At 69.2% G+C, this 26,436-nt stretch carries 24 protein-coding genes and 7 tRNA genes; 17 read left to right on the plus strand and 14 right to left on the minus strand.

Annotation, left to right across the window (positions count from 1 at the left end; all coding sequences use genetic code 11):
• Positions 1-24: 24 nt before the first annotated feature.
• The 6 genes from ACFQ6S_RS20375 (at position 25) to ACFQ6S_RS20400 (ending at position 4,962) form a co-directional block, all read left to right on the plus strand.
• Positions 25-97: transfer RNA gene (locus tag ACFQ6S_RS20375), tRNA-Glu, on the plus strand.
• A gap of 36 nt (positions 98-133) precedes the next feature.
• Positions 134-208, plus strand: a tRNA-Asp gene (locus tag ACFQ6S_RS20380).
• A gap of 25 nt (positions 209-233) precedes the next feature.
• Positions 234-307, plus strand: a tRNA-Phe gene (locus ACFQ6S_RS20385).
• 133 nt (positions 308-440) lie between these two features.
• The gene (gene hrpA, locus ACFQ6S_RS20390; RefSeq protein ID WP_383411409.1) at positions 441-4,385 is read left to right on the plus strand and encodes an ATP-dependent RNA helicase HrpA; all 3,945 of its coding nucleotides are present in this window, start codon (positions 441-443) and stop codon (positions 4,383-4,385) included.
• A 94-nt stretch (positions 4,386-4,479) separates the two neighbouring features.
• Positions 4,480-4,554 (plus strand) — tRNA-Asp (locus ACFQ6S_RS20395).
• A gap of 213 nt (positions 4,555-4,767) precedes the next feature.
• Positions 4,768-4,962, plus strand: a complete 195-nt coding sequence (locus tag ACFQ6S_RS20400; protein WP_383411412.1) for a DUF6274 family protein — start codon at positions 4,768-4,770, stop codon at positions 4,960-4,962.
• A 522-nt stretch (positions 4,963-5,484) separates the two neighbouring features.
• Here the strand turns inward: ACFQ6S_RS20400 and bldC are convergent.
• Together bldC and ACFQ6S_RS20410 are read right to left on the minus strand one after the other, a co-directional pair.
• Positions 5,485-5,691 (minus strand): developmental transcriptional regulator BldC, encoded by a 207-nt coding sequence (gene bldC / locus ACFQ6S_RS20405; RefSeq protein WP_003949541.1) that lies wholly within the window; start codon positions 5,689-5,691, stop codon positions 5,485-5,487.
• A gap of 550 nt (positions 5,692-6,241) precedes the next feature.
• Positions 6,242-7,084, minus strand: coding sequence for a hypothetical protein (locus ACFQ6S_RS20410; protein ID WP_383411415.1), 843 nt, complete (start codon positions 7,082-7,084; stop codon positions 6,242-6,244).
• 222 nt (positions 7,085-7,306) lie between these two features.
• On the opposite strand from ACFQ6S_RS20410, the gene ACFQ6S_RS20415 reads away from it, so the two are divergent.
• The gene (locus tag ACFQ6S_RS20415; RefSeq protein ID WP_383411418.1) at positions 7,307-8,395 is read left to right on the plus strand and encodes a Leu/Phe/Val dehydrogenase; all 1,089 of its coding nucleotides are present in this window, start codon (positions 7,307-7,309) and stop codon (positions 8,393-8,395) included.
• 306 nt (positions 8,396-8,701) lie between these two features.
• Positions 8,702-8,959, plus strand: coding sequence for a DUF3073 domain-containing protein (locus ACFQ6S_RS20420; RefSeq protein ID WP_383411421.1), 258 nt, complete (start codon positions 8,702-8,704; stop codon positions 8,957-8,959).
• A gap of 72 nt (positions 8,960-9,031) precedes the next feature.
• On the opposite strand, the gene purM is transcribed toward ACFQ6S_RS20420, so the two are convergent.
• From purM to ACFQ6S_RS20460, 8 genes are all read right to left on the minus strand, one after another.
• Positions 9,032-10,108, minus strand: coding sequence for a phosphoribosylformylglycinamidine cyclo-ligase (gene purM, locus ACFQ6S_RS20425; RefSeq protein ID WP_383411424.1), 1,077 nt, complete (start codon positions 10,106-10,108; stop codon positions 9,032-9,034).
• A 31-nt stretch (positions 10,109-10,139) separates the two neighbouring features.
• Entirely contained in the window at positions 10,140-11,669 is a 1,530-nt protein-coding gene (purF, locus tag ACFQ6S_RS20430; RefSeq protein WP_383411428.1) for an amidophosphoribosyltransferase, read from the minus strand.
• Positions 11,670-11,740: 71 nt separating this feature from the next.
• The gene (locus ACFQ6S_RS20435; RefSeq protein ID WP_383411431.1) at positions 11,741-12,511 is read right to left on the minus strand and encodes an META domain-containing protein; all 771 of its coding nucleotides are present in this window, start codon (positions 12,509-12,511) and stop codon (positions 11,741-11,743) included.
• Between the two features lie 91 nt (positions 12,512-12,602).
• Positions 12,603-13,400 carry a sterol carrier family protein gene (locus tag ACFQ6S_RS20440; RefSeq protein WP_383411434.1) on the minus strand — a complete coding sequence of 266 codons (798 nt, stop codon included), beginning with the start codon at positions 13,398-13,400 and terminating at the stop codon, positions 12,603-12,605.
• 50 nt (positions 13,401-13,450) lie between these two features.
• Positions 13,451-13,846: a hypothetical protein gene (locus ACFQ6S_RS20445; RefSeq protein ID WP_383411437.1), complete on the minus strand. Its 396-nt coding sequence runs from the start codon at positions 13,844-13,846 to the stop codon at positions 13,451-13,453.
• Positions 13,847-13,872: 26 nt separating this feature from the next.
• Positions 13,873-14,358, minus strand: coding sequence for a protease inhibitor I42 family protein (locus ACFQ6S_RS20450; RefSeq protein WP_383411441.1), 486 nt, complete (start codon positions 14,356-14,358; stop codon positions 13,873-13,875).
• 5 nt (positions 14,359-14,363) lie between these two features.
• Complete coding sequence (locus tag ACFQ6S_RS20455; protein WP_383411444.1) at positions 14,364-15,914, minus strand: peptidoglycan-binding protein; 1,551 nt, start codon at positions 15,912-15,914, stop codon at positions 14,364-14,366.
• Positions 15,915-15,957: 43 nt separating this feature from the next.
• Positions 15,958-16,389, minus strand: coding sequence for a hypothetical protein (locus ACFQ6S_RS20460; protein WP_383411447.1), 432 nt, complete (start codon positions 16,387-16,389; stop codon positions 15,958-15,960).
• Between the two features lie 325 nt (positions 16,390-16,714).
• Between ACFQ6S_RS20460 and ACFQ6S_RS20465 the strand changes: the two genes are divergently transcribed.
• Entirely contained in the window at positions 16,715-17,299 is a 585-nt protein-coding gene (locus ACFQ6S_RS20465) for a Uma2 family endonuclease (RefSeq protein WP_383411451.1), read from the plus strand.
• A 53-nt stretch (positions 17,300-17,352) separates the two neighbouring features.
• On the opposite strand, the gene purL is transcribed toward ACFQ6S_RS20465, so the two are convergent.
• From purL to purS, 3 genes are read right to left on the minus strand one after another with little or no spacing between them, the layout of a single operon-like run.
• On the minus strand, positions 17,353-19,611 hold the full coding sequence (purL, locus tag ACFQ6S_RS20470) for a phosphoribosylformylglycinamidine synthase subunit PurL (protein ID WP_383411454.1): 2,259 nt from the start codon (positions 19,609-19,611) through the stop codon (positions 17,353-17,355).
• Positions 19,608-20,312, minus strand: a complete 705-nt coding sequence (gene purQ, locus ACFQ6S_RS20475; protein WP_383411457.1) for a phosphoribosylformylglycinamidine synthase subunit PurQ — start codon at positions 20,310-20,312, stop codon at positions 19,608-19,610. Before purQ ends, purL begins: the two co-directional genes overlap by 4 nt.
• Complete coding sequence (gene purS, locus ACFQ6S_RS20480; RefSeq protein ID WP_019982969.1) at positions 20,309-20,572, minus strand: phosphoribosylformylglycinamidine synthase subunit PurS; 264 nt, start codon at positions 20,570-20,572, stop codon at positions 20,309-20,311. The genes purQ and purS overlap by 4 nt, the downstream gene beginning before the upstream one ends.
• Before the next feature lie 279 nt (positions 20,573-20,851).
• Between purS and ACFQ6S_RS20485 the strand changes: the two genes are divergently transcribed.
• The 8 genes from ACFQ6S_RS20485 (at position 20,852) to ACFQ6S_RS20520 (ending at position 25,419) form a co-directional block, all read left to right on the plus strand.
• Positions 20,852-21,169: an Lsr2 family protein gene (locus ACFQ6S_RS20485; RefSeq protein WP_148000186.1), complete on the plus strand. Its 318-nt coding sequence runs from the start codon at positions 20,852-20,854 to the stop codon at positions 21,167-21,169.
• A gap of 170 nt (positions 21,170-21,339) precedes the next feature.
• A tRNA-Gly gene (locus ACFQ6S_RS20490) sits at positions 21,340-21,411 on the plus strand.
• Between the two features lie 80 nt (positions 21,412-21,491).
• Positions 21,492-21,564, plus strand: a tRNA-Gly gene (locus ACFQ6S_RS20495).
• Positions 21,565-21,697: 133 nt separating this feature from the next.
• Positions 21,698-22,660, plus strand: a complete 963-nt coding sequence (locus ACFQ6S_RS20500) for an ABC transporter ATP-binding protein (protein WP_383411461.1) — start codon at positions 21,698-21,700, stop codon at positions 22,658-22,660.
• Entirely contained in the window at positions 22,657-23,433 is a 777-nt protein-coding gene (locus tag ACFQ6S_RS20505) for an ABC transporter permease (RefSeq protein WP_383411464.1), read from the plus strand. Before ACFQ6S_RS20500 ends, ACFQ6S_RS20505 begins: the two co-directional genes overlap by 4 nt.
• A 17-nt stretch (positions 23,434-23,450) precedes the next feature.
• A complete protein-coding gene (locus ACFQ6S_RS20510) occupies positions 23,451-24,677 on the plus strand; it encodes a sensor histidine kinase (RefSeq protein WP_383411468.1) in 1,227 nt (408 codons plus the stop codon).
• On the plus strand, positions 24,674-25,324 hold the full coding sequence (locus tag ACFQ6S_RS20515; RefSeq protein WP_383411471.1) for a response regulator: 651 nt from the start codon (positions 24,674-24,676) through the stop codon (positions 25,322-25,324). Before ACFQ6S_RS20510 ends, ACFQ6S_RS20515 begins: the two co-directional genes overlap by 4 nt.
• A 22-nt stretch (positions 25,325-25,346) precedes the next feature.
• A tRNA-Gly gene (locus ACFQ6S_RS20520) sits at positions 25,347-25,419 on the plus strand.
• Positions 25,420-25,460: 41 nt separating this feature from the next.
• On the opposite strand, the gene ACFQ6S_RS20525 is transcribed toward ACFQ6S_RS20520, so the two are convergent.
• A complete protein-coding gene (locus ACFQ6S_RS20525; RefSeq protein WP_383411474.1) occupies positions 25,461-26,360 on the minus strand; it encodes a phosphoribosylaminoimidazolesuccinocarboxamide synthase in 900 nt (299 codons plus the stop codon).
• Positions 26,361-26,436: the final 76 nt, after the last annotated feature.

A 26,436-nucleotide genomic window follows, 5' to 3' on the forward strand; every position in this document is an offset into this window, starting at 1 on the left:
GAGAAGCGCCCAGGCGGGCCGATAGCCCTCATCGTCTAGCGGCCTAGGACGCCGCCCTTTCAAGGCGGTAGCACGGGTTCGAATCCCGTTGGGGGCACGCAGTACGTGTGCGACACTGTCGTACGCATCGCAAGGTCCTGTGGAGCAGTTTGGAGTGCTCGCCACCCTGTCAAGGTGGAGGCCGCGGGTTCAAATCCCGTCAGGACCGCAAAGGCTTCGAGAGAAGCCTTGACGGCTGGGTAGCTCAGTTGGTACGAGCGATCGCCTGAAAAGCGATAGGTCGCCGGTTCGACCCCGGCCCCAGCCACGTCAGAACCAAGGCCCCGATCTTCGGATCGGGGCCTTGGTTGTGTGTATGACCGGCGCGTCAACGCCGGACGGGCGCGGCGCGACAAAAGCGTTCGCCACGGATTTCGGCGGGATGAGATCCTGGACCCCGTATGTCTACGCACCCTGCCCCCGCCCTCGGCTCCCTGGCCCCCCGTCTGACCGAGCTCTCGCTGCGCGATGCACAGCGGCTCGGCCGGCGGCTCGAAGGTGCCCGCAAGATCCGCAAGCCGGAGGCGCGAACCGCCGTACTCGCCGAGATCGAGGCGGAGATCGCCAAGGGTGAGGAGCGTATCGCCGCTCGCCGAGCCCGCGTCCCCGCCGTCACGTATCCCGAGCAGCTGCCGGTCAGCCAGAAGAAGGACGAGATCGCGGCCGCGATCCGCGATCACCAGGTCGTGATCGTCGCCGGTGAGACCGGTTCCGGGAAGACGACCCAGATCCCGAAGATCTGTGTGGAGCTCGGGCGTGGCGTCAGGGGCATGATCGGCCACACCCAGCCCCGCCGGATCGCGGCCCGTACGGTCGCGGAGCGGGTGGCGGAGGAGCTGGACACCCCGCTCGGTGAAACCGTCGGCTGGAAGGTGCGGTTCACCGATCAGGTGAACCCGGACGGCACCTTCATCAAGCTGATGACCGACGGCATCCTGCTCGCCGAGATCCAGACCGACCGTGAGCTGCGCGCCTACGACACGATCATCATCGACGAGGCGCACGAGCGGTCGCTCAACATCGACTTCCTGCTCGGGTATCTGGCCCAGCTGCTGCCCAAGCGGCCGGATCTGAAGGTCGTCATCACCTCCGCGACCATCGATCCCGAGCGCTTCTCCCGGCACTTCGGCGACGCCCCGATCGTCGAGGTCAGCGGACGGACGTATCCGGTGGAGGTGCGCTATCGGCCGCTGCTGGAGGAGGACTCGGAGGACTCCGACCGCGACCAGATCACGGCGATCTGCGATGCCGTCGAGGAACTCCAGAGCGAGGGCAAGGGCGACATCCTCGTCTTCCTCTCCGGAGAGCGGGAGATCAGGGACACCGCCGACGCACTGGTGAAGAAGAACTACCGCTTCACCGAGGTGCTCCCCCTCTATGCCCGGCTCTCGCACGCAGAGCAGCACCGCGTCTTCCAGTCCCACACCGGGCGCAGGATCGTTCTGGCGACCAACGTCGCCGAGACCTCCCTCACCGTTCCGGGCATCAAGTACGTCATCGACCCCGGTTTCGCCCGGATCAGCCGGTACAGCCATCGCACCAAGGTGCAGCGGCTCCCCATCGAGCCGGTCTCCCAGGCCAGCGCCAACCAGCGCAAGGGCCGCTGCGGCCGGACCAGCGACGGAATCTGTATCCGGCTGTACTCCGAGGACGACTTCGTCGCCCGCCCGGAGTTCACGGACGCGGAGATCCTCCGTACGAACCTCGCCTCCGTCATCCTGCAGATGACCGCGGCCGGCCTGGGCGACATCGAGAAGTTCCCGTTCATCGACCCGCCGGACCACCGCAACATCCGCGACGGCGTCCAGCTCCTGCAGGAGCTCGGCGCGATCGACCCGGCCGAGAAGGACGCCCGCAAGCGGCTCACGCAGACCGGCCGCAAGCTCGCGCAGCTCCCCGTCGACCCGCGGCTGGCCCGGATGGTCCTGGAGGCCGACAAGAACGGCTGTGTCCGCGAGGTCATGGTCATAGCGGCCGCGCTCTCCATCCAGGACCCGCGCGAGCGCCCGGCCGACAAGCAGGCCCAGGCCGACCAGCAGCACGCCCGCTTCAAGGACGAGACGAGCGACTTCCTCGCCTATCTCAACCTCTGGCGCTATGTCCGCGAGCAGCAGCGCGAGCGCGGCTCGTCGTCCTTCCGCCGGATGTGCAAGCAGGAGTACCTGAACTTCCTGCGCATCCGCGAATGGCAGGACATCTACACCCAGCTGCGCACGGTTGCCAAGCAGATGGGCATCCACCTCAACGAGGACGACGCCCCCGCCGACCGCGTGCATGTCTCCCTCCTCGCCGGCCTGCTGTCCCACATCGGGATGAAGGACGTGAAGGACGGAGCGAAGAACGAGTATCTGGGCGCCCGCAGCGCCAAGTTCGCGGTCTTCCCGGGCTCGGCCCTCTTCAAGAAGCCCCCGCGCTTCGTGATGTCGGCGGAGCTGGTGGAGACCTCCCGCCTCTGGGCCCGCGTCAACGCCAAGATCGAGCCCGAGTGGGTCGAACCGCTCGCCGAGCACCTCCTGAAGCGTACGTACTCCGAACCGCACTGGGAGAAGGACCAGGCAGCGGTGATGGCGTACGAGAAGGTGACGCTGTACGGCGTCCCGATCATCGCCCAGCGCAAGGTCAACTACGGCCGTATCGACCCGGAGGTCAGCCGGGAGCTGTTCATCCGCAACGCCCTCGTCGAGGGCGACTGGCGCACGCACCACAAGTTCTTCGCCGACAACCGCAAACTCCTCAGCGAGGTCGAGGAGTTGGAACACCGGGCGCGGCGCCGGGACATCGTCGTCGACGACGAGACGCTGTTCGACTTCTATGACCAGAGGGTCCCCGAGCACGCCGTGTCGGGTGCCCACTTCGACTCCTGGTGGAAGCGCAAGCGGCACGAGGAGCCGGAGTTCCTGGACTTCGAGCGCGAGATGCTCATCCGGGAGTCGGCGGAGGCGGTCACCAAGGCCGACTATCCGGACTCGTGGCGGCAGGGGCAGCTGAAGTTCCGGGTCACCTACCAGTTCGAGCCGGGCGCGGACGCGGACGGTGTGACGCTCCACCTGCCGCTCCAGGTCCTCAACCAGGTCACGGACGAGGGCTTCGACTGGCAGATCCCGGGCCTCAGGGAGGAGCTGGTGACGGAGCTGATCCGTTCCCTCCCCAAGCCGATCCGCCGTCACTACGTACCGGCGCCGAACTTCGCGAAGCGCTTCCTCGACACGGCCGTCCCGCTGCAGGAGCCGCTGACGGTGACGATGGCCCGCGAACTGAAGCGCATGGTCGGAGTGCCCTTCACCGCCGACGACTTCGACTGGTCGAGGGTCCCCGAGCACCTGCGCATCACCTTCCGGATCATCGACGAGCGCCGTCGCAAGCTCGCCGAGGACAAGGATCTGGAGGCCCTGCAGCTCCGCCTGAAGCCCAAGGCGCGCCAAGCCCTGTCGCAGGCCGCCGCGGCCACCGCCTCCCGCCAGGGCGGCGAGTCCCTGGAGCGCAAGGGCCTGACCGACTGGACCATCGGCACGCTCACCCGCGTCTTCGAGACCCGCCGGGCCGGGCAGCCGGTGAAGGCGTACCCGGCGCTGGTCGACGACGGCGACACGGTGTCGGTGCGCCTGTTCGACACGGAGGCGGAGCAGCAGCAGGCGATGTGGAAGGGCACCCGCCGCCTGATCCTCCGCAACATCCCGGTCAACCCGGCGAAATTCGCGAGCGATCACCTGACGAACGCGCAGAAACTGGCGCTGTCGGCGAACCCGCACGGCTCGATCCAGGGCCTCTTCGACGACTGCGCGATGGCGGCGGCCGACAAGCTGATCGGTGACTTCGGGGGACCGGCGTGGGACGAGGAGTCGTACCGGAAGCTGTACGAGAAGGTGCGCGCCGAGATCGTCGACACGACGGTCCGTACGGTGGGCCAGGTGCAGCAGGTGCTCGCCGCCTGGCAGGCCGCTGAGCGCCGCCTGAAGACCGTACGCAGCCCCACGCTGCTGGCGAACCTGACGGACGTCCGCAAGCAGCTGGACGCCCTGGTGAAGCCCGGCTTCGTGACGGAGGCGGGGTTGCGGCGCCTGCCCGACCTGATGCGCTATCTGATCGCGGTGGACCGCCGGCTCCAGCAGATGCCGACGAACGTCCAGCGGGACACGACGCGCATGGAGAAGGTCCACGAGATGCAGGACGAGTACGCCTGGCTCCTGGAGCAGATGCCCCAGGGGCGGCCGGTGCCCACGCAGGTCCTGGACGTCCGCTGGATGCTGGAGGAGCTCCGCGTCAGCTATTTCGCCCACGCGCTCGGCACGGCGTACCCCATCTCGGACAAGCGGATCGTGAAGGCGATCGACACGCTGGCGCCGTAACGGGCTGTGTACGCTGAGTGAGTTCGACCAGGGGGCGCACCCTCCTGTACAGTCTCTTCTCGCAGCGCAACGCACAAATGGCGCCGCGAAACCAGGTCCTGTGGAGCAGTTTGGAGTGCTCGCCACCCTGTCAAGGTGGAGGCCGCGGGTTCAAATCCCGTCAGGACCGCAGTAGAAGCGAGGCCCGCATCCCGAGAGGGAAGCGGGCCTCGCTCGTTGTCTCGGGCGGGTTCGGACCGATTCGGCGGACACATCCGGCCCGTCCGGCCTGCGTACGCCCCCGCCCCGGGCGACCCGGCCCTCCACGCCACCTTGACGGCGTCACATTCGCTCGGTACCCAGAAATCAGGGCCCTTCCCCGCCCGGCTCCCGGAGGTGGCGTATGGCGGCATCGGTAAGGCACGAGACGCGGGCACTGCTCCGCGCACATCTGTCGGCCGCCTCGCCCTACCGGCATCTCACCCGCCACTGCCCGATCTGCCACCGCCTGCTGCGCCTGGCGATGGACCCAGGTACCCGCTCCTACGACCCGGCCCCCGATGAGGCCATCGAGGACGAGGCCCCGTCCACCGCGTGACCCGACTCGGCGTCGCCGACGCCAACTCCCGCCCCACCATGGGCCAATGGATCACCACGAGCTCATAGCGCACATAAGCCAGAGGCAACAAGCACCATGGCGTGTGACGGGTGTCACCGCATAAGTTTCCGCGCGAGTAGGACTTACACCTCGCCTACAACAGGTCAATTTAATATGTGCAATTGCACCAGCTTCCGGGGCTCGCCCCGGCCCTGCCCGGCCACCGTCCGGCCCGCCCTCGGCGACCACTCAGAGTGAGTCCACAGGAGATCCGACAGCCCTCCCCAGACTCCGACAAGCCCACTCACAGGACCACCGCCGGCACACACTCCGCGCACAAAAAGATCGCGCTGGACTCGGCGGAGTCCAGCGCGATCTACGACGCACCCTTGTTGCGTGCCTGAAGTGCTCTGACGGCTTGGGCGTGGGCTCCGTTGGGGCGGAACCCGCGTCGCTTGGAGCTGGTGTTCGGGCGTCGCGGCGAGTTGGGGGAACCGCCGGTTTGCCCGGTTATGCAGCTGTTCAGGCCTCGCTGCGCTGCTGCGGGATACCCGCGAGCAGAGCGCGGACCTCAGCCTCGCGGTAACGGCGGTGTCCGCCGAGCGTACGGATGGAAGTAAGCTTCCCGGCCTTCGCCCACCGCGTGACCGTCTTGGGGTCGACGCGGAACATCGTGGCGACCTCAGCCGGGGTCAGCAGCGGCTCGGCATCAGGGGTGCGAGCGGTCATGAGCGGCCTCCTCGGGAGAACCGAACCTTCTCGGTTCTTTCCTCTAAATTCTGCACCTTGACCCGCGTTGCCCGAAATGGCGGACGCGAGTCGAGTCGGTTATAGGACGAACGGCTTGTCCTCGGCACTACAACTACACCATCTGTCCAGCCGCGTCGGCCAAACCGATGGAATTGCCCCTCCAGGTGTTCATCAGCGACGGAAGCCGATGGACCATGCCATAGCGGACAGTCACGCCGCTGTGACGATCAGTCACAGTGGCGCGCAGGAGTCTCAAGACCCCCCAAATAGTGCAATGTCGAGATGGAGTCCTCCCCGGACTCCTTGTCCTATTTTGGCACGAGGGGGGGTTCGAGGCGCAAGGGCCGCGTACGTGCGGTCCGTCACGCTTACGCGTGTTGACGCATCCTTGATGCATACGTCCGGATCGGGTTCTACGTCCCTTGTTGACGAGGCATCAAGAACCTCAGAACGAGCACGAAACCCCAAAACGGGCGTGTCGTCAAACGCCAGTTCGTTACATCACACAGTGCGCTGCATCACACCGACGTCAGTTCGCCGACCGCCGGTCCCGCACCGAGCGCCACCGCTCCACGAGCCGCCCGTAGGCCTCCCCGGCGCCCGCCCCGTCCCCCTGCCGCAGCGCCTCGATGCCGTCGGCCACGTCCGCCGCCGAGTGATCGTCCTCCAACTCGCCGGTCGGCAGGGTGTGCACCAGGCCGCCGTAGTCCAGCTCGACCAGCGAGCGCGGGTGGAACTCCTCCAGCCAGCGCCCGACGTCCACCAGGCCGTCGATGAGGGGCCCTTCGTCCACGGTGTCCTTCAGCGTCCGCAGCGCCCGCGCCACCCGACGGCGCGCCTGGACCATCGGGGTCTGGTAGCGCAGCATCGGCGGGATCTCGCCCGAGCCCTTCTCGAAGCGCCGCTCCTCGTCCGACACCAGCACGAACCAGTGCAGCGGCACCTGCCAGGTCGAGGTGCGGATCCACGGCCGGGCGTCCGGGTTGCGGGCCAGCCAGCGCTCGTAGTCCTGGGCCGCCTGGCGCCGTACGACCTCCGGGAGCACCGCGTCCAGCACCGGCTTGGGCAGCTCGTCGGCCAGCTCCCCGAGCGCCTGCCAGCCGCGCAGCCGGGTCCGCCACGGGCATACGCACAGCACCCCGTCGATCTCGAGGACGAAGGCGTCACCGCTCTCGTGCACCGGCACGGCGACCGGCGGGGTGGGCAGCAAGTCCGCCAGGGAACGGCGCAGTTCGTCCTGGTACGACGGCCGGTCGGCGTTGCGGGCGTAACGGGACCAGTGGCCGCGCTCCGGTTCCGGGAAGGCCGCTAGCGGCTCGTACACCCGCAGATAGGTCGCGTACGGGACGATCACCGAGGACACCTTGGGCACGCCTGCTCCCTCCCCCGCCGTCTGCCAGGGAAACCTGCGAAACCCGCTTACAAACGTGCGGGAAAACTATGCAAATCGTCGCACGGACGTACTCCGGGAGTAGGTGATCCTGAGCACTGCGGGTTGGACGGGCGCTCGCGGGTTTAATCTCATGCTCAACAGCCCCCGCCACCTGTACGGGAGCTCGCTCCAACCGCCGCACCGTACTCAGGAGTCACCACAGTGACCGACGTAACACACGGCGTCCTGCACACCCTGTTCCACTCGGACCAGGGGGGTCATGAGCAAGTCGTGCTCTGCCAGGACCGCGCCAGCGGCCTCAAGGCCGTCATCGCCCTCCATTCCACCGCCCTGGGCCCCGCCCTCGGCGGTACGCGCTTCTACCCGTACGCGACCGAGGAAGAGGCCGTCGCCGACGCGCTGAACCTCGCGCGCGGGATGTCGTACAAGAACGCCATGGCCGGTCTCGACCACGGCGGTGGCAAGGCCGTGATCATCGGCGACCCGGAGATCATCAAGTCCGAGGAGCTGCTGCTGGCCTACGGCCGGTTCGTGGCCTCGCTGGGCGGCCGGTACGTCACCGCGTGCGACGTCGGTACGTACGTCGCCGACATGGACGTCGTGGCCCGCGAGTGCCGCTGGACGACCGGCCGCTCCCCGGAGAACGGCGGCGCCGGCGACTCCTCCGTGCTCACCGCCTTCGGCGTCTACCAGGGCATGCGGGCCTCCGCACAGCACCTGTGGGGCGACCCGTCGCTGCGCGGCCGCAAGGTCGGCATCGCCGGTGTCGGCAAGGTCGGCCACCACCTGGTGGAGCACCTGCGCGCCGAGGGCGCCGAGGTCGTCATCACGGACGTGCGCGAGGAGGCCGTCGGCCGCATCCTCGCCGCACACCCCGACGGTGTGACCGCGGTCGCCGACACCGCCACCCTGATCCGCGTCGAGGACCTCGACATCTACGCCCCCTGCGCGCTCGGCGGCGCCCTGAACGACGACACCGTGCCGGCACTGACCGCCAAGGTGGTGTGCGGCGCCGCCAACAACCAGCTCGCCCACCCGGGCGTCGAGAAGGACATCGCGGACCGCGGGATCCTCTACGCGCCCGACTACGTGGTGAACGCCGGCGGTGTCATCCAGGTCGCCGACGAGCTGCACGGCTTCGACTTCGACCGGTGCAAGGCGAAGGCCGCGAAGATCTACGACACCACGCTCGCCATATTCGCACGTGCGAAGACGGATGGGATTCCGCCGGCCGCCGCGGCCGACCGGATCGCCGAGCAGCGGATGGCGGAGGCACGCGGCGCGCACTGATCCGCCGTATCGAACCCCTGACCGGGGTTTGGCAGGGACCCGTCGGCGCACACTTGGAGAGAACTCTCACGTTCGTCGGCGGGTCGGCTGCCAAGAAGTGGTTAAAATCGCGGTTGACCAGCGAGGACAGGGCACCTCGAGGGTTCTGGGCACACGCGCGTGCTGCGGGCGACGTACCGTATGGGCGCGGGCTCAGGTACCGTGGAAGCCCTACGGACCGGTCTCTCCGAGGAGAGCCCGTTCCAGATCATGAACGCGTGTCAAGACTCTGGGGCCGTCGAGCCCCGTCACCGAGGGGGTCGAGCCATGGGGCGCGGCCGGGCCAAGGCCAAGCAGACGAAGGTCGCCCGCCAGCTGAAGTACAACAGCGGCGGGACTGACCTGTCGCGTCTGGCCAACGAGCTGGGCGCTTCGACTTCGAATCAGCCGCCGAACGGCGAGCCGTTCGAGGACGACGACGAAGAAGACGACCCGTACGCCCAGTACGCGGACTATTACAACGACGATGAGGACGACGAGGACGACGAGTCCGGTCCCACGTCGCAACAACGCCGCGGCGCTTGACTATCCAGCAGTGCCTGACCCGGTCCTGAGCGGTTTCCCGCCGGACCGGGTTTTGCGCTGCGCCTCCGGGCGTCAGCCCGAGTAGTCACCCACCAGGGCGGCACCGGTCTCGTGGTCGCCCCGGTCCGTGATCTCGCCTGCGACCCAGGCGTCCACGCCTCGGTCGGCCAGCGTCGCCAGGGCCACGTCCGCGGACTCCTCCGGGAGGATCGCGATCATGCCGACGCCCATGTTCAGGGTCTTCTCCAGCTCCAGGCGCTCGACGGAGCCGGTCTTGCCGACGAGGTCGAAGATCGGGGCCGGGGTCCAGGTGGAGCGGTCGACGATCGCGTGCAGGCCGTCCGGGATCACCCGGGCCAGGTTGGCCGCGAGGCCGCCGCCGGTGATGTGCGAGAAGGCGTGCACATCCGTGGTCCTGGTCAGCGCCAGGCAGTCCAGCGAGTAGATCTTCGTGGGCTCCAGCAGCTCCTCGCCGAGGGTGCGGCCGAACTCCTCGATCCGCGCGTCCAGGGCGAGGCCGGCCTGGTTCAGCAGGACGTGCCGGACCAGCGAGTACCCGTTCGAGTGAAGCCCGGACGCCGCCATGGCGATCACCGCGTCACCCGTACGGATGCGATCGGCGCCCAGCAGCCGGTCGGCCTCAACGACGCCCGTACCTGCGCCGGCGACGTCGAAGTCGTCCTCGCCCAGCAGACCCGGGTGCTCGGCCGTCTCGCCGCCCACCAGGGCGCAGCCGGCGAGCACACAGCCCTCGGCGATGCCCTTCACGATGGCGGCGACCCGCTCGGGGTGGACCTTGCCGACACAGATGTAGTCGGTCATGAACAGCGGCTCGGCACCGCACACCACGATGTCGTCCATGACCATCGCGACCAGGTCGTGGCCGATCGTGTCGTAGACGCCCATCTGGCGGGCGACGTCGACCTTGGTGCCGACGCCGTCGGTGGCGGAGGCGAGCAGCGGGCGCTCGTAGCGCTTGAGGGCGGAGGCGTCGAAGAGGCCGGCGAAACCGCCGAGGCCGCCGAGGACCTCGGGGCGCTGGGTCTTCTTCACCCACTCCTTCATCAGCTCGACCGCGCGGTCGCCCGCCTCGATGTCGACGCCGGCCGCCGCGTAGGAAGCCCCACCGGGCACAACAGTCTCAGACATTGCCTGGGATCTTTCGGGTTGGTTACGGGGCTTACGGGCGACGGATCGCGTCGGCGGCAGCCGTGGCGGCCGTACCGGCCGCGAGCTCGGTCTCCAGGAGCTGCTTGCCCAGCAGCTCGGGATCGGGCAGCTCCATCGGGTACTCGCCGTCGAAGCAGGCGCGGCAGAGGTTCGGCTTGGCGATGGTGGTCGCCTCGATCATGCCGTCGATGGAGATGTACGACAGGGAGTCGGCGCCCAGCGAGGTGCCGATCTCCTCGATGCTCATGCCGTTGGCGATGAGCTCGGCGCGGGTGGCGAAGTCGATGCCGAAGAAGCAGGGCCACTTCACCGGCGGGGAGGAGATCCGGATGTGGACCTCCGCCGCGCCCGCCTCGCGGAGCATGCGGACCAGGGCGCGCTGGGTGTTGCCGCGCACGATCGAGTCGTCGACGACGACCAGGCGCTTGCCCTTGATGACTTCCTTCAGCGGGTTCAGCTTCAGACGGATGCCGAGCTGGCGGATGGTCTGCGAGGGCTGGATGAACGTACGGCCGACGTACGCGTTCTTCACCAGACCGGCACCGAACGGGATGCCGCTGGCCTCCGCGTAGCCGATCGCGGCGGGGGTGCCGGACTCCGGGGTCGCTATGACCAGGTCGGCGTCGACCGGGGCTTCCTTCGCGAGCTTGCGGCCCATCTCCACGCGGGAGAGGTAGACGTTCCGGCCGGCGATGTCGGTGTCCGGGCGGGCCAGGTACACGTACTCGAAGACACAGCCCTTGGGCTTCGCTTCCGCGAATCGCGAGGTGCGCAGGCCGTTCTCGTCGATGGCGATGAACTCGCCCGGCTCGACCTCACGGACGTAGCTGGCGCCGCAGATGTCGAGGGCCGCGGACTCGGAGGCGACGACCCAGCCGCGCTCCAGGCGGCCGAGGACCAGCGGGCGGATGCCCTGCGGGTCGCGGGCGGCGTAGAGGGTGTTCTCGTCCATGAAGACGAGCGAGAAAGCGCCCTTGACCTGCGGGAGGATCTGGTGGGCCGCCTCCTCGATGGTCAGCGGCTTGCCGTCCTCGTCGACCTGGGCCGCGAGCAGCGCGGTCAGCAGGTCGGTGTCGTTGGTGGCCGCGACGCGCGGGGTGCGGCCGCCCTCCTGCTTGGGCAGGTCGGCGACCATCTCGGCGAGCTGGGCCGTGTTGACCAGGTTGCCGTTGTGGCCGAGCGCGATGGAGCCGTGACCGGTGGCACGGAACGTCGGCTGGGCGTTCTCCCAGACGGAGGCGCCGGTGGTCGAGTAGCGGGCGTGGCCCACTGCGATGTGACCCTGGAGCGATCCGAGAGAAGTCTCGTCGAAGACCTGGGAAACCAGGCCCATGTCCTTGAAGACGAGGATCTGGGAGCCGTTGCTGACCGCGATTCCCGCGGATTCCTGGCCCCGATGCTGGAGGGCGTAGAGCCCGAAGTACGTGAGCTTTGCGACCTCTTCGCCCGGGGCCCAGACACCGAAGACGCCGCAAGCGTCCTGGGGGCCTTTCTCGCCGGGAAGCAGATCGTGATTGAGTCGACCGTCACCACGTGGCACGGCACCGAGTGTAGGCGAGATCGACCACTGGTCCGAATTGGGGAATGCCTGATCAGCGCTGTTGCAAAGGATCACTCAGCGGCGGCCGCATTCACGCGTTCGCCGTTTTCGCTGGTCAGAGTGAGGTTCCGGTGATCGATCCGGTAATCGACGGTCCCGCCGAAGAGGCCCAGGAGGGTCTTCTCCGTCTTCATGAGTGAGGTGTCGCACATCATTCGTGTGGTGGACGCCGTGCCGAGCGTGATACTGCCGTCGCGGACCGTTGCCTCGGCCTTCACCTTGTTGCAACCGAGGCTTCCGCTGACCTGTCCGGTCTTCGGGTCGATGGTGAGGTGGGCCTTGCCGTCGGCGTCGGGGCTGGTGACGGTCCACTTCGTGCCCTTGAGCGGCGCCGCCTCCTGCTTGCTGAGGGCGACGCGGTCGCCGTCCGCGGTGGTGAGGGTGAGCTTGTCGCCCTCCACCTCGGTGCTGAGGCCACCGTCGGCGAGGGTGCGGGCGAGGGTCTGCTCGAAGTTCACGGGGACGCCGTCGCAGGCCATCTCGGTCGCCTGCACCTGATCGAAGGTGACCTGACTGTCGGTGAAGGCGGCGTCGGCGCCGAAGTTGTTGCAGCCGAGGTTGCCCTTGACCTCACCGCCGTCGGCGATCTTCAGCCAGGCGCTGCCCGGGGCGTCGCTCTTCTTCCCGTCGACGGTGACGCCGTCGACGGCCCAGTGGACGCCGGTGACGGAGGCCGCGGCCCCGGCACCGACCGATTCGCTGCCCGCGTCCTCGCTGCCGCAGGCGGCGGCGAGCGGGAGGAGGGTGAGCGCGGCGAGGGCGGCCAGTCGCTTTGTGTCCATGCCGAGTGTGTCCATGCCGGTGGGACGGAAGGGACACGGGACCGGTTCCGCTCGGTTCCGCTTGTCGGGTGTCACCCCACGAGGTCGCGGGTCACGCCATGACCGGCAGCAGTCCGCCCAGATCGGCCCGCTCCCCGCTCGCGCTCACCTTGGCCTCCGCGACGGCGTCCTGCCAGGCCACGCGCCCGGTCGCCAGCCGGATCCAGGTCAGCGGGTCGGTCTCGACGACGTTCGGCGGGGTGCCCCGGGTGTGCCGGGGCCCCTCGACGCACTGCACGACGGCGTAGGGCGGGATCCGCACCTCGGTCGAACCGCCGGGCGCCTTCGCGGCGAGGGCGTCGGCGAGCAGCCGGGTGCAGGCGGCGAGGGTCTGACGGTCGTAGGGGATGCCGAGGCCGGGGACGGCGGCGTTGAGGTCGTCGGAGTGGGCGACGAGTTCGACGGTGCGGGTGACCAGGAAGTCGGCGAGGCTCATCGTCCCGGTGCGGACGGCGAGGAGGCGGTCGCCGGGTGCGTCCGCCAGGTGCCGGGTGAGGCGTTCCTCGGTGTCGGCGTAGAGAGCGCCGAGATCGGGGTGGGCCCCCGCGAGCTCCCGGGTCGCGTCGTCGATGTCACCGGCCCGGGCGGCGATGGCGGCGGGCCACTCCAACAGCCTGAGCTCCGCCTTCGCCGGCTCGTCCCGCTCCAGAGCACGGCTCGTCACCCCCACGACCAGGACCACGTGCGCGGCCAGATCCCGGACGGTCCAGCTCCCCAGCCGGGTGGGCAGGGCCAGCTGCTCACCGGTGAGCCCGCTGACGGCCCGCCGTACGTGCCCGAACTGCGTGAGCACCGCGGTGCGGATCTTGGCGGGGTCGTATGTGCGGGCACGCTTCTTGGCCGGGGGCATGAACGGCAGCCTATGCGGGGCGGGATGCCCTCGTCAGAGCCCGTCCGCCTCTACCGGCGGCGCGCGCGGGCATCACGGCGCGCTCCGAGGAGTTCGGCGACGGTGTCCAGCCAGCGGGCGGCACGTTCCTCGGCGTCCGGGGTGGCCGCCACGTCCGCGGCACTCCGAAGCCAGCCGCGCAGCACCTCCGACGCCTCGGCCGAGGGCAGGGGTTCGGGCAGCTCGGCCACGTACCGCACGCCCCCGGCCCGCACCGTGTCGGCGAGGAACGCCACCGAGCGCGGCAGCACCCCGAGCCGGTCCAGCGTGACGGCGGCCGCGACGGCCCCGTCCCCGAAAAGAGCCGTGCGGAAGGTGTCCCGGGTCAGCCCGAAGAGCAGCAGCCTGCCGATGTCGGTGGCGGCGATCAGCTCGTCGTCGGTCCCGGTGGCGGGGGTGGGTGGCACGGCGGGGGTCCTCGTCTGTGTGGCGATCAGCGGACGGTGATCGTGTAGAGGTAATAGGTGGGGTTGTCCGTGTCGTCCGGGGTGGCCGTCGCGGCCGCCGTCGTGACCGGTACCGGCGATGCGGTGCCCCCGGGGGACGGACTCGCGGCGGCCTCGGCGGCGCTGTGGCACAGCCCGTGCGGGCAGTACAGCAGCTTCACCGTGGTCCTGCCCGATGCCACCGCGGTGAAGTCGAAGTGCTGGGTGCCGCCGCCGCTGCCGGTGACGCCTTCGTCGCCGCCCTCGGTGTCCTCACCACTGCCGTCATAGCTCAGCACGGCCGAGTCCGGGCGGGGCTGGGCCAGGTACCAGTTCTCGCCGAGTGCGGGGCTGGCCGGCACCTCCAGGGTGAACTCCTCGCCGACCTCGGCGGTCACCGTGCGCTCATCGGTGCCGTACGCGGTGGGTCCGGTCCACCCGCAGCCGGCGAGAGCGACAAGGGGGAGCGCCACGAGGGCGGTACGTATGCGCACGGTCCTCAGCCCTGCCCGATGTAGACGTTGTTGACGTTGTCGAACCGGTCGTCGCTGGCCGCGCTGAGGTCTCCCTTGACGAAGTCCTCCTCGCTGACCCAGGTGGTCGTGCCCCACGGGTTGTAGATCTGCAGCATGCCGCCCTCCTGGCCGACGATCACCATGCCGTGCCCCACCCAGTCGCCGTTCTCCTCGTGCCCCTCGACGTTGATGGGCACGGGCTTGCCCTCGGCGACGGACTTCTCGATGTCGGTCAGGACATCGCGCCGGTCGTCGTCGGAACCCATCTCCTGCACGTCGTAGCGATCGCCGGTGTGCGGTGACAGCTGCGAGTCGGAGATCTCCTCCTGCCCCTCGGCGTCCATGCCGGCGGGCTGCCGGTCCCACAGCCAGCCGGAGTTGGCGCCGTCGCCCTCCTCGTGCAGCCGCATCTGCTCGTCGGTGAGCCGCTCGCGGAACGCGTCGGGCGAGTCGTCGGTGCCGTCCGGGCCGCCGGTGAGCTCCAGCGCGTACACCGGGTCCACCATGGCGCGCGCGGTGACGGTGGAGGACGGGACACAGGTGGCGCCGTCCTGCGACCAGTTCGCCCGGCCGTACGTCTGCTGCTCCTGTCCCCAGCCGTTGGTGGTGACGGGGGCGAGGTGCTCCTGCAGCCACCGCGGATCCCTGCCGTGGATCTTCCCGGCGAAATCCTCGACCTCGTCGACGTCGTAGCCGGCGGCGAGCGACTTCATGAGGTAGGCGCGCTCCTGCGGAGTCCTCGCGTCCGCCAGCAGACGTTCCATCCGGTCCTGGTCGGCGACGGAGAGCTTCTCCATGCGGTTGCCGGCGCGTTCGAGGTCGTTGGCGGTGAGGATCTCGTTCAGCTCGCGGTCGCCGTCGACGTTGGAGGTGTCGGCCAGCACGAGGCGGTCGGCGGCGGAGAGGTTGTCGGTGCGCATCTGTCCCGCGCGTGCTTCGGCGGCGTACTTGTTCAGGTCGCGGGCGGCGGCGCGGGCCGCGTCATCGGCGGCCGCCGCGGCGGCGAGCCGGTCGTCGGCTCCGGCCGTGCCGATCGCCCGGGCCCGCACCCGGGCCTGCTCCTCACCGTCGTCCTCGTGCATGTCGTCGAACCAGCCGTCCTCCCCGCCGAGCTGCCCGCGGGCGTCACGCAGCTGCTCGTGCCCGGTCCGGTCCCGCCGCCGGGCATCGTCGAGAGCGTCGGCCAGGGTCAGGAGGGCCTGGGCCCCGCCCCGGAAGGCACAGGCCATCTGGTCCGCCGAGCGCGACGCGGCGGCTACGACTTCGCCGGCGCGGGCGCCGGTGGTGCCGACCCAGGCGTTCGGCAACCCCTGCCGGGCGACCTTGTCGACGCGGTCGCGCACATCGTCGGCCTCCTCGGCCTGCGAGCGGTAACGCTTCGCGAGGGTCGTGAGCGTGGCCGGGTCACCGGACGGAGCGGGAACGGCCAGAGCGGCGTCGATGGCCTCGATGAGATCGTTCTTGCTCTCGGCGCCCGCGATGGCGGAACGCAGTTGTGCGAGGCGTTGACGGCGGTCGGTGGTGGATTCGGTCACAGCGGTCCCTGGATGGTGCGGGAAGGGCGTCGGAAGGCGGGGCTCAGCCGAAGTCGGACAGCGGGGCGGCCTGAGCGGGCTGTGTGCTGACGCCCCCGAGGGCCGGCGACCGGTCACCGTGGGCGACGGGGGCGACGGGGGCGACGACAGTGCTGCCGGAGGACGCGGCGCTCAGCCCGGCGACGGCGTCCCCCTCGGCCCCGCTGTAGGCACGGTTGGAGATACGCACCCGGTCCGCGAGTTCGTGCAGTGCCTCGGCCAGGACCTTCGCCTCGGCCTCCCAGGCCTCGGCGTAGCCGGTGAAGGCGGGGCCCATGTCGGACCCGCCGAGCGCCTCGGGCGTGTAGCACTGAGTGGCGGTGATCGCCTTGCGTATCCCGTCGGTGTCGTCCCCGGCGGCGTCCAGCTTGTCGGCCTCCGAATCCAACTCGCCGGCCTGCACCTGGTAGCCGCTCCCGGCCCCCACAGCGCTCATCGCGCCCTCCCCCGTGTGCTGCATTCCATACAGCGTCAACGCCACCTGGTGTGCGGTGGGTTACCGCGGGTGGCCAGTGTCTTGACGGGTTCATGGTAGGTCAGGGCAGGAGATGGTCCAGCGAGGTGCGGCTGAGGTGGTCGCGATGCCGGTCGCGGGTGGTTCGACCTCGACGGGCCGGCGGGCCGTCCGGGCGCCCGGGTGCGCCGCACCCCCTTCACGGTTCGGATCGAGGGTCGGTCACCTGTCCGGTTGATCGGCTTTGGAAACAATCCGCGCCGCCTGATCCGGACCACACTGGTCTCCGCCTGGGAGGAGGTGCAACATGACGGTTATGGCCGAGCGCACGTCTCAGATGTCGGTGGAGGAGTTCGAAACGATCGCCGCCGCCGCTCCCGAGACCGTCACGTTGGAGTTCATCAACGGACGGATCGGGGTCAAAGCGGTGACGGACGGGGACCACAGCACCATCGTGTCCTGGCTGGCCCGGCGCTGTATGCAGACCAGGGCCGACCTGGACCTGTATCAGGGCCAAGGACTCCGGGTCGAGGTGTACCGGGAGGGCAGGGCGAAGCCGGACGCGGTGCTCGCACCCGAGGCCCACTTTGCGGGGCATGGCGAGTGGGCCGACCCCGACGGGGCTCTCATGGTCGTCGAGGTCACCTCGTACGACTCGGACACGGACCGCCGGGACCGGCACGAGAAGCCGGCCGCCTACGGCCAGTCCGGCATCCCGCTGTACCTCCTGATCGACCGGGACAGCTGCACGGTCACGGTGCACAGCTCCCCTGACCGGCAAGTCGGGGGCTATCGCGAAGTTCACGTCGCGAAATTCGGCGAAAAAGTGGTCGTCCCAGACCCGATCGGCATCGAGCTCGACACGGAGATCCTCAAGAACTACGTGCGGTGAGCCGAGAAGGTCCCGTCCGTTGACCGGACGGGACCTTCCTGTCGTACTGCCGACTACTTGAGCAGCGCCGGAATCGTCGCCTCATGGATCTCGCGCAGCTCCTCCAGGGAGAGCGCGAACTCGCCCTGCAGCTCCACGGAGTCACCGTCGACGACGCCGACGCGGGTGACCGGGAGGCCCCGCGCGCCGCACATGTCGTTGAAGCGGACCTCCTCGGAGCGCGGGACGGCCACGACCGCGCGGCCGGCCGACTCGGAGAAGAGGTAGGTGAACGCGTCCAGACCGTCCGGGACGATCAGCCGCGCACCCTTGCCGCCGAGCAGCGCCGACTCCACGACCGCCTGGATCAGACCGCCGTCGGACAGGTCGTGCGCGGAGTCGATCATGCCGTCGCGGGAGGCGGAGATCAGGATCTCGGCGAGCAGCCGCTCGCGCTCCAGGTCGACCTTCGGGGGCAGCCCGCCGAGGTGGTCGTGGACCACCTGCGACCAGGCCGAGCCGCTGAACTCCTCGCGCGTGTCGCCGAGGAGGTACAGCAGCTGGCCGTCCTCCTGGAAGGCGACCGGCGTGCGGCGCGCGACGTCGTCGATGACGCCCAGCACGGCCACGACCGGGGTCGGGTGGATCGCCACCTCGCCCGTCTGGTTGTACAACGACACGTTGCCGCCGGTCACCGGGGTGCCGAGCTGCTGACAGGCGTCCGCCAGACCGCGCACGGCCTCCGCGAACTGCCACATCACCGCCGGGTCCTCGGGCGAGCCGAAGTTCAGGCAGTCCGAGACGGCGAGCGGCTTGGCGCCGGTGGTGGCGACGTTGCGGTACGCCTCGGCCAGGGCCAGCTGGGCGCCCGCGTACGGGTCCAGCTTGGCGAACCGGCCGTTGCCGTCCGTGGCGATGGCGACGCCGAGGCCGGTCTTCTCGTCGATGCGGATCATGCCGGAGTCCTCGGGCTGGGCGAGGACGGTGTTGCCCTGCACGAAGTGGTCGTACTGCGAGGTGATCCACTTCTTGGAGGCCTGGTTCGGCGAGCCGACCAGCTTCAGGACCTGGTCCTTCAGCTCCTGCGAGGTCCCGGGCCGCGCCAGCTTGCCGGCGTCGTCGGCCTGCAGCTCGTCCTGCCAGGAGGGGCGGGCGTACGGGCGCTCGTAGACCGGGCCCTCGTGCGCCACGGTCCGCGGGTCGACGTCGACGATCTTGCCGCCGTGCCAGTAGATCTCCAGGCGGTCGCCGTCCGTCACCTCACCGATGACGGTGGCGATGACGTCCCACTTCTCGCAGATCTCCAGGAACCGGTCGACCTTCTCCGGCTCGACGACCGCGCACATGCGTTCCTGCGACTCGCTCATGAGGATTTCCTCGGGCGAGAGCGTCGAGTCGCGCAGCGGTACGTCGTCCAGCGTGACGCGCATGCCGCCCGAGCCGTTGGAGGCGAGCTCCGAGGTGGCACAGGAAAGACCGGCCGCACCCAGGTCCTGGATGCCGACGACCAGCTTCTCCTGGAAGGCCTCCAGGGTGCACTCGATGAGGAGCTTCTCCTGGAAGGGGTCGCCGACCTGAACGGCGGGACGCTTGGAGGGCTTGGCGTCGTCGAAGGTCTCGGACGCGAGGATCGAGGCACCACCGATGCCGTCACCACCCGTACGGGCCCCGTACAGGACGACCTTGTTGCCGGCGCCGGACGCCTTCGCGAGGTGGATGTCCTCGTGCCGCATCACACCGATGGCACCGGCGTTGACCAGCGGGTTGCCCTGGTAACAGGCGTCGAAGACGACCTCGCCGCCGATGTTCGGCAGTCCCAGGCAGTTGCCGTAACCGCCGATGCCGGCGACGACGCCGGGCAGCACGCGCTTGGTGTCGGGGTGGTCGGCGGCGCCGAAGCGCAGCGGGTCGACGACCGCGACCGGTCGGGCGCCCATCGCGATGATGTCGCGCACGATGCCGCCGACGCCCGTGGCCGCGCCCTGGTAGGGCTCCACGTACGACGGGTGGTTGTGCGACTCGACCTTGAAGGTCACGGCGTAGCCCTGGCCGACGTCCACGACACCGGCGTTCTCACCGATGCCGACGAGCAGGGCGTCGTTCTCGGGGGCCTTCTCGCCGAACTGGCGCAGATGGACCTTCGACGACTTGTACGAGCAGTGCTCGGACCACATGACCGAGTACATGGCGAGCTCGGCACCGGTCGGGCGGCGGCCGAGGATCTCCACGACGCGCTCGTACTCGTCCTTCTTCAGGCCGAGTTCGGCCCAGGGCAGCTCGACGTCGGGGGTCGCGGCCGCGTGCTCGACCGTGTCCAGAGGCGTCCGGCTCATGCGTTGACCAGCTTCTTGAGGATCGAGGTGAAGAAGGGGAGACCATCGGTGCGGCCGCTGCCGATGAGCGGCTCCACGGCGTGCTCCGGGTGCGGCATCAGGCCTACGACGTTGCCGGCCTCGTTGCTGATCCCGGCGATGTCGTTGAGCGAACCGTTGGGGTTGCCGTATCCATCAGCGGCTTCGCCGCGGACCAGGTAACGGAACGCCACCCGGCCCTCGGCCTCCAGCTTGTCCAGCGTGTACTGGTCGGCCACATAGCGGCCGTCCATGTTCTTCAGCGGGATGTGGATCTCCTGGCCGGCGCTGTAGTCGCTCGTCCAGGCGGTCTCCGCGTTCTCCACCCGCAGCTTCTGGTCGCGGCAGATGAAGTGCAGGTGGTCATTGCCGAGCATCCCGCCCGGGAGGAGGTGGGCCTCGGTGAGGACCTGGAAGCCATTGCAGATGCCGAGGACCGGAAGGCCCGCCTTCGCCTGCTCGATGACCGTCTCCATCACCGGCGAGAAGCGGGAGATCGCGCCGGCCCGCAGATAGTCGCCGTAGGAGAAACCGCCGGGGAGGACGACCGCGTCGACCTGATGGAGGTTCTTGTCCTTGTGCCAGAGGGCAACCGGTTCGGCACCCGCGAGGCGGATCGCGCGCTGGGTGTCCCGGTCGTCAAGACTCCCCGGGAAAGTGACGACGCCAATACGAGCGGTCACTTCGCGGCCTCCGCGACTTCCTCAACCTTGACGGTGAAGTCCTCGATCACGGTGTTGGCGAGGAAGGATTCCGCAAGATCGTGGATGCGGGCGAGCGCGGCGTCGTCGACCGGCCCGTCAACTTCCAGTTCGAAACGCTTTCCCTGACGGACGTCGGAGATGCCTTCGAATCCCAGCCGCGGCAGTGCGCGCTGCACCGCCTGGCCCTGGGGGTCGAGGATCTCCGGCTTGAGCATGACGTCGACTACGACGCGTGCCACGTGCACTCCCGGTGGTGTGGTGCTGAGCAGGTTCCTGCAGTGGTTTCAGACTACCTGCACAAAATTTCTACGCGCGTCGACTTGTAGGAATCTACGTGATGACTGTCACGGGCCGACGGGAGCGTGTCTGTCGATGAAAAGTTCCGGAAAAGATCCCGGATCGACACCTGATACCTATTGCGCATCGGACACGCGGGAGGATTTAGTCGAGCTTCACATTACATTGCTCGGCACTGTACAAATGAATTGTCTACGTGCCGTACGAAGGGACCGATATTCGTGGCGCAGAAGGTCGTGGTCACTCTCTTTGACGACATCGACGGCTCGGAAGCGGCGGAAACGATCGCCTTCGGACTCGACGGCAAGTCGTACGAGATCGACCTGAATGAAGCCAATGCCAAGAAACTGCGTAAGGCGCTCGCGCCCTACGTGGACGCCGGCCGCAAGCGGTCGAAGTCAGGCAAGGCGTACAAGCAGACCGAGGTCGCCCCGGATCCGGCGGCCGTCCGGGCCTGGGCGCAGGCCAACAAGATGGAGGTGCCGGCCCGCGGCCGCATCCCCAAGAAGGTCTACGAGGCATTCGCCTCGGCGCAGTGAGGGGCTCGCGGGCCCGTCCTCAGGGCCCTGTCCTCAGGGTCCGTCAGCGGGCCCTGAGGGCGGCCGACTTGAGCCGGTGCGACAACCGACTTGCGCTACCCCCCTGCTGATCAGCTAATGTCTGGAGCACGCCGCCGGGCGGGGCAGAGAAAGCCCAGCTCGCCGAGCATGCGGGTGTAGTTCAGTAGCAGAACATCCCCCTTCCAGGGGGAAGGCGCAGTGTGCAATTCCTGTCACCCGCTCTGCACCGCCGTACGGACCACTGATGTGGATCAGGTAGGCTGGTGCTCGCACCGATCGGTGAGAGCCGGTCGGGGGCAATGCGGACGTAGCTCAGTTGGTAGAGCGCAACCTTGCCAAGGTTGAGGTCGCGAGTTCGAGCCTCGTCGTCCGCTCGGGAAATGAGACCCCGATCCATCAGGATCGGGGTCTTTTTCATGCCTCGGCCGGCCTCCGCCTGACATTTGTCATGCGGAGTGGTGACACCGCGCACTGCTTCCGGCATCGGATCGCCGGGACGCTGGTGTCATGAACATCAACGAACACGAACACGTGATTGAGGTCGCCGACCTGCGTCGTGTGTACGGGGGCGGGTTCGAAGCGGTACGCGGAATCTCGTTCTCCGTGGACCGCGGCGAGGTCTTCGCGCTGCTCGGCACCAATGGCGCGGGCAAGACGTCCACCGTCGAGCTGCTGGAAGGGCTCGCCCGGCCGGCCGCGGGGCGGGTGCGGGTGCTCGGGCACGATCCCCACGCCGAGCGGGACGTCGTACGGCCGCGGACCGGGGTGATGTTGCAGGAGGGCGGTTTTCCGTCCGATCTGACCGTCGCCGAGACCGCGCGGATGTGGGCGGGGTGCGTCAGCGGGGCCATGCCCGAGGCCGAGGCCCTGGAGCTGGTCGGGCTCGGCCGGCGGACCGGGGTGCGGGTGAAGCAGCTGTCCGGCGGTGAACGACGGCGCCTGGACCTGGCACTCGCGCTGCTCGGCAGGCCCGAGGTGCTGTTCCTGGACGAGCCCACGACCGGCCTCGACGCCGAAGGGCGCCAGGACACCTGGGAGTTGGTGCGGGAGCTTCGCGACGCCGGCACGACCGTGCTGCTGACCACGCACTACCTCGAGGAGGCCGAGAACCTCGCCGACCGGCTCGCGATCCTGCACGAGGGACGTATCGCGGCCGCCGGGACACCGACCGAGGTGACGGCGGCCCAGCCCGCGCGGATCACCTTCGAGCTGCCCCAGGGCTACTTCGTGGGAGATCTGCCACCCCTCGACGACATGGGCGTGCGTGACCACGAGATCGACGGGCGCGTCGTACGGCTGCGGACCCATGAGTTGCAGCGGACCGCGACCCGGCTCCTGGTGTGGGCCGACACGGCAGGGGTGGAGCTGCGCCGGCTGGACGTGCGGCCGGCGTCGCTGGAGGAGGCGTTCCTGGGGATCGCGCGGGAGGCGGCCGGCGCCGCCGAGAAGAAGAAGGAGTACACGGCATGAGCACGGCGATGACCACCCCGGTGGGACGCATGACGGCGCTGGCCCGCGCCGAGGTGACGCTGCTCGGACGCAGCAGGGGCACGCTGTTCGCGGCGCTGTTCGTGCCGCTGCTGCTGCCCTTCAGCGTGCGGGAGGCGGCGAAGGGGATGGACCTGGCGGAGGCCGGTCTCTCCCTCGGCACGGTCGTCCTGCCCGCATCGATCGGCTTCTCACTGCTCTACGCGGTGTACGCGACGCTCGTCTCCGTCTACACCGCCCGGCGCGAGGAGCTCGTCCTCAAACGGCTGCGCACCGGCGAGCTCAAGGACGCGGAGATCCTGGCCGGGGCGGCGCTGCCGGCCGTGGTCACGGGGATCGCGCAGAGCCTGGTGCTGGCGGTCGGCTGCGCCGTCCTGCTCGACGTGGGCGCGCCCGACGCTCCCCACCTCGCCGTGCTGGGCCTGCTGTTGGGGATCGTCCTGTGCGCGTCGCTGGGCGCCGTGACCGCGTCGTTCACCCGCACCGTCGAGAGTGCGCAGGTCACAACCCTGCCCGTGGTGTTCCTCTCCATGATCTTCTCCGGCATGTTCGTCCCCCTGGAGGTGCTGCCGGACCGGATGGCGTCGGTGTGCGAGTTCCTGCCGCTGACCCCGGTGATCACCCTGCTGCGGGGTGGCTGGACAGGCGAGCTGTCGGCGTACGAGGCGATCGGTCCCTTGCTGACCGGGCTGGCCTGGACGGTCCTGGGCGTGTTGGCTGTGCGACGGTGGTTCCGGTGGGAGCCACGGCACTGAGGCAGGGGGGACGGCGTATGCGCGGGCCGGGCACGTGGTGGCGGGGCAAGAGCACACCGGCGAAGGTGGAGACCTACACGAGGTGTTCGTTCCACTTCTTCGCGGTGATGGAGGTCGTGTCGGTCGCCCTGCCGGTCATCGGCGAGATGCCGTCCGGGCTGGGCGGCTGGCTGCTGCTCATGGTGTGCGCGCACGGGGCGGTCAGCGCCCTGGTCGTGTCGCGGGCGCTGGACTGGGTGTGCGATCGGCGTGAGCAGCCCGTACGACTGCTGTGGACACTCGGTGCCGTCACGGCGGTGGTCTCCGCCACAGGTCTCGCCGTGGTCCAGTACGGCCCGAAGGGTGAGGGCGTCGACTCCGCGGCGGGCAGCGTCTTCGGCGCCGTCCTGTTCTTCGGGGTGGGCATCATCGCGCTGGGGATGCACAGCCGCAGGCGCGTGTACGCCCTCATCGCGGGCTTCGCGGCGGGGTCCGGCCTCTTCGTGCTCCTGATCAGCAGGTCCGCTTTCGCCGCGCTGGTCATCGCCCTGATCGCGCTGCTGGGCAGCGGTTTCTTCGCCTTCATCGCCGTCTTCTCCGTCTGGCTCCTCAAAGCGGTCTACGAACTCGACGAGGCCCGCGAGACCCGGGCCCGGCTCGCGGTCGCCGAGGAGCGGCTGCGGTTCGGGCGGGATCTGCACGACGTCATGGGGCGGAATCTGTCGGTCATCGCTCTCAAGAGCGAACTCGCCGTGCAGCTCGCGCGGCGCGGACGGCCCGAGGCCGTGGAGCAGATGATCGAGGTGCAGCGGATCGCGGGCGAGTCGCAGCGCGAGGTGCGGGACGTCGTGCGCGGCTATCGGGCGGCCGACCTGGAGGTCGAACTCGCCGGTGCGCAGGGGGTGCTGACGGCGGCCGGGATCGAGTGCCGGGTGACCGGCCGGGCCACCGGGCTGCCCGTCGAGGTGCAGTCGGCGCTGGCCTGGGTGGTGCGCGAGGCGACCACCAATGTGCTGCGGCACGGAAATGCCGGGCGGTGCTCGGTGGGGGTACTGGTGAGTGAGGGGCGTGTGGTGTTGACGGTGGAGAACGACGGGGCCGCCGGAGCCTGTGACGGGGGTGGGGGCTCCGGGCTCGCCGGGCTGCGGGAGCGGCTGGCCGCGGTGGACGGGACGCTGGACGCCGGTCGCGTCGGCGAGGCGGTGTTCCGGCTGGTGGCGGAGGTGCCGTTGACGGGGGCGGGTGTGCGGGAGGTCGTCGTATGACCGACCTCCGGAGCGACCGCAGGGCCGGCCGCCCGGCAGGGCCCGTACGGCTGCTGCTCGCCGACGACGAGCATCTGATCCGGGGCGCGCTCGCCACGCTGCTCTCCCTGGAGGACGACCTGGTGATCGTCGCCGAGGCGGCCACCGGGCCCGAGGCGCTGGCGATGGCCCGTGCCCACGAGCCCGATGTCGCCGTACTGGATCTGCAGATGCCCGGAGCGGATGGTGTGAGGGTCGCCACATCCCTGCGCGCCGAACTGCCGGGCTGTCGGGTGTTGATCGTGACCAGTCATGGGCGGCCCGGGCATCTGAAGCGGGCCCTTGCGGCGGGTGTGCGCGGGTTCGTCCCGAAGACCGTCAGCGCTCAGCGGCTCGCCGAGATCATCCGTACCGTGCACGCCGGAAACCGTTACGTCGACCCCGAGTTGGCCGCCGACGCCATCGCCGCCGGGGACTCGCCGCTGACCGCGCGGGAGGCCGAGGTGCTGGAACTCGCCGCCGACGGGGCTCCCGTCGCGGAGATCGCGGAGCGGGCGGCACTGTCGCAGGGGACCGTGCGGAACTATCTGTCGTCGGCCGTCTCGAAGCTGGGGGCGGAAAACCGGCACGCGGCGGTGCGGCTCGCGCGTGAGCGAGGTTGGGTATAGTGGTTCTCGCGCCACGGCGCATGCGAACGTAGCTCAGTTGGTAGAGCGCAACCTTGCCAAGGTTGAGGTCGCGAGTTCGAACCTCGTCGTTCGCTCTTCATTCGAAAGGCCCCCGGTTCTCCGGGGGCCTTTCGCGTTACGACCAGCTCATGCCCGTCAGGCGCTCGTACGCCTCCACGTACTTCGCCCGGGTCGCGTCCACGACCTCCTGCGGCAGCGGCGGCGGGGGCTGCTCGCTCTTGCGGTCCCAGCCGGAGGCAGGCGAGGTGAGCCAGTCACGGACGAACTGCTTGTCGTACGACGGCTGCGCGTGGCCCGGCTCCCACTGGTCGGCCGGCCAGAAGCGGGAGGAGTCCGGGGTGAGCACCTCGTCGGCGATGACCAGGGTCTCCCCGTCGAAGCCGAACTCGAACTTGGTGTCCGCGAGGATGATGCCCCGGTCACGGGCGATGTCCCGGCCGCGGGAGTACACCGCGAGGGTCGCCTGGCGCAGCCGGGCGGCGATGTCGGCGCCGACCTGACGGGCGACCTCCTCGTAGGAGACGTTCTCGTCGTGCTCGCCGACCGCGGCCTTGGTGGCCGGGGTGAAGATCGGGGCGGGCAGCTCGCTGCCGTCGACCAGGCCCTCGGGGAGGGCGAGGCCGCAGACGGTGCGGGAGTCGTTGTACTCGACCAGACCGGAGCCGGTGAGGTAGCCGCGGGCCACACACTCGACCGGGACCATCTGGAGCGACTTGCAGACCATGGTGCGTCCCGCCCAGTCGGCGGGGGCGCCCGCGGGCACGTCGGTGCTGATCACATGGTGGGGGACCAGGTCGGCGAACTGGTCGAACCACCACAGGGACAGCTGGGTGAGGATGCGGCCCTTGTCGGGGATCTCCGTCGGCAGCACCCAGTCGAAGGCGGACATACGGTCACTGGCGACCATCACGAGGTCGCCCGCCTCGTTCTGGTACAGCTCGCGCACCTTGCCGGTGTGCAGATGCACCAAGCCCGGAACCTGAATCGGCTCGGGCTTTTCTACGAATCCGGACACGGTTCCTCCCCGTGGTTCTGTCCAACGGGTCGATTGTCCCGTATGGGCCGCTGACCTTGGACTGGGGGTGTGCTGG

It is taken from the genome of Streptomyces sp. NPDC056479 (assembly GCF_042795335.1).
Classification (GTDB): Bacteria; Actinomycetota; Actinomycetes; order Streptomycetales; family Streptomycetaceae; genus Streptomyces.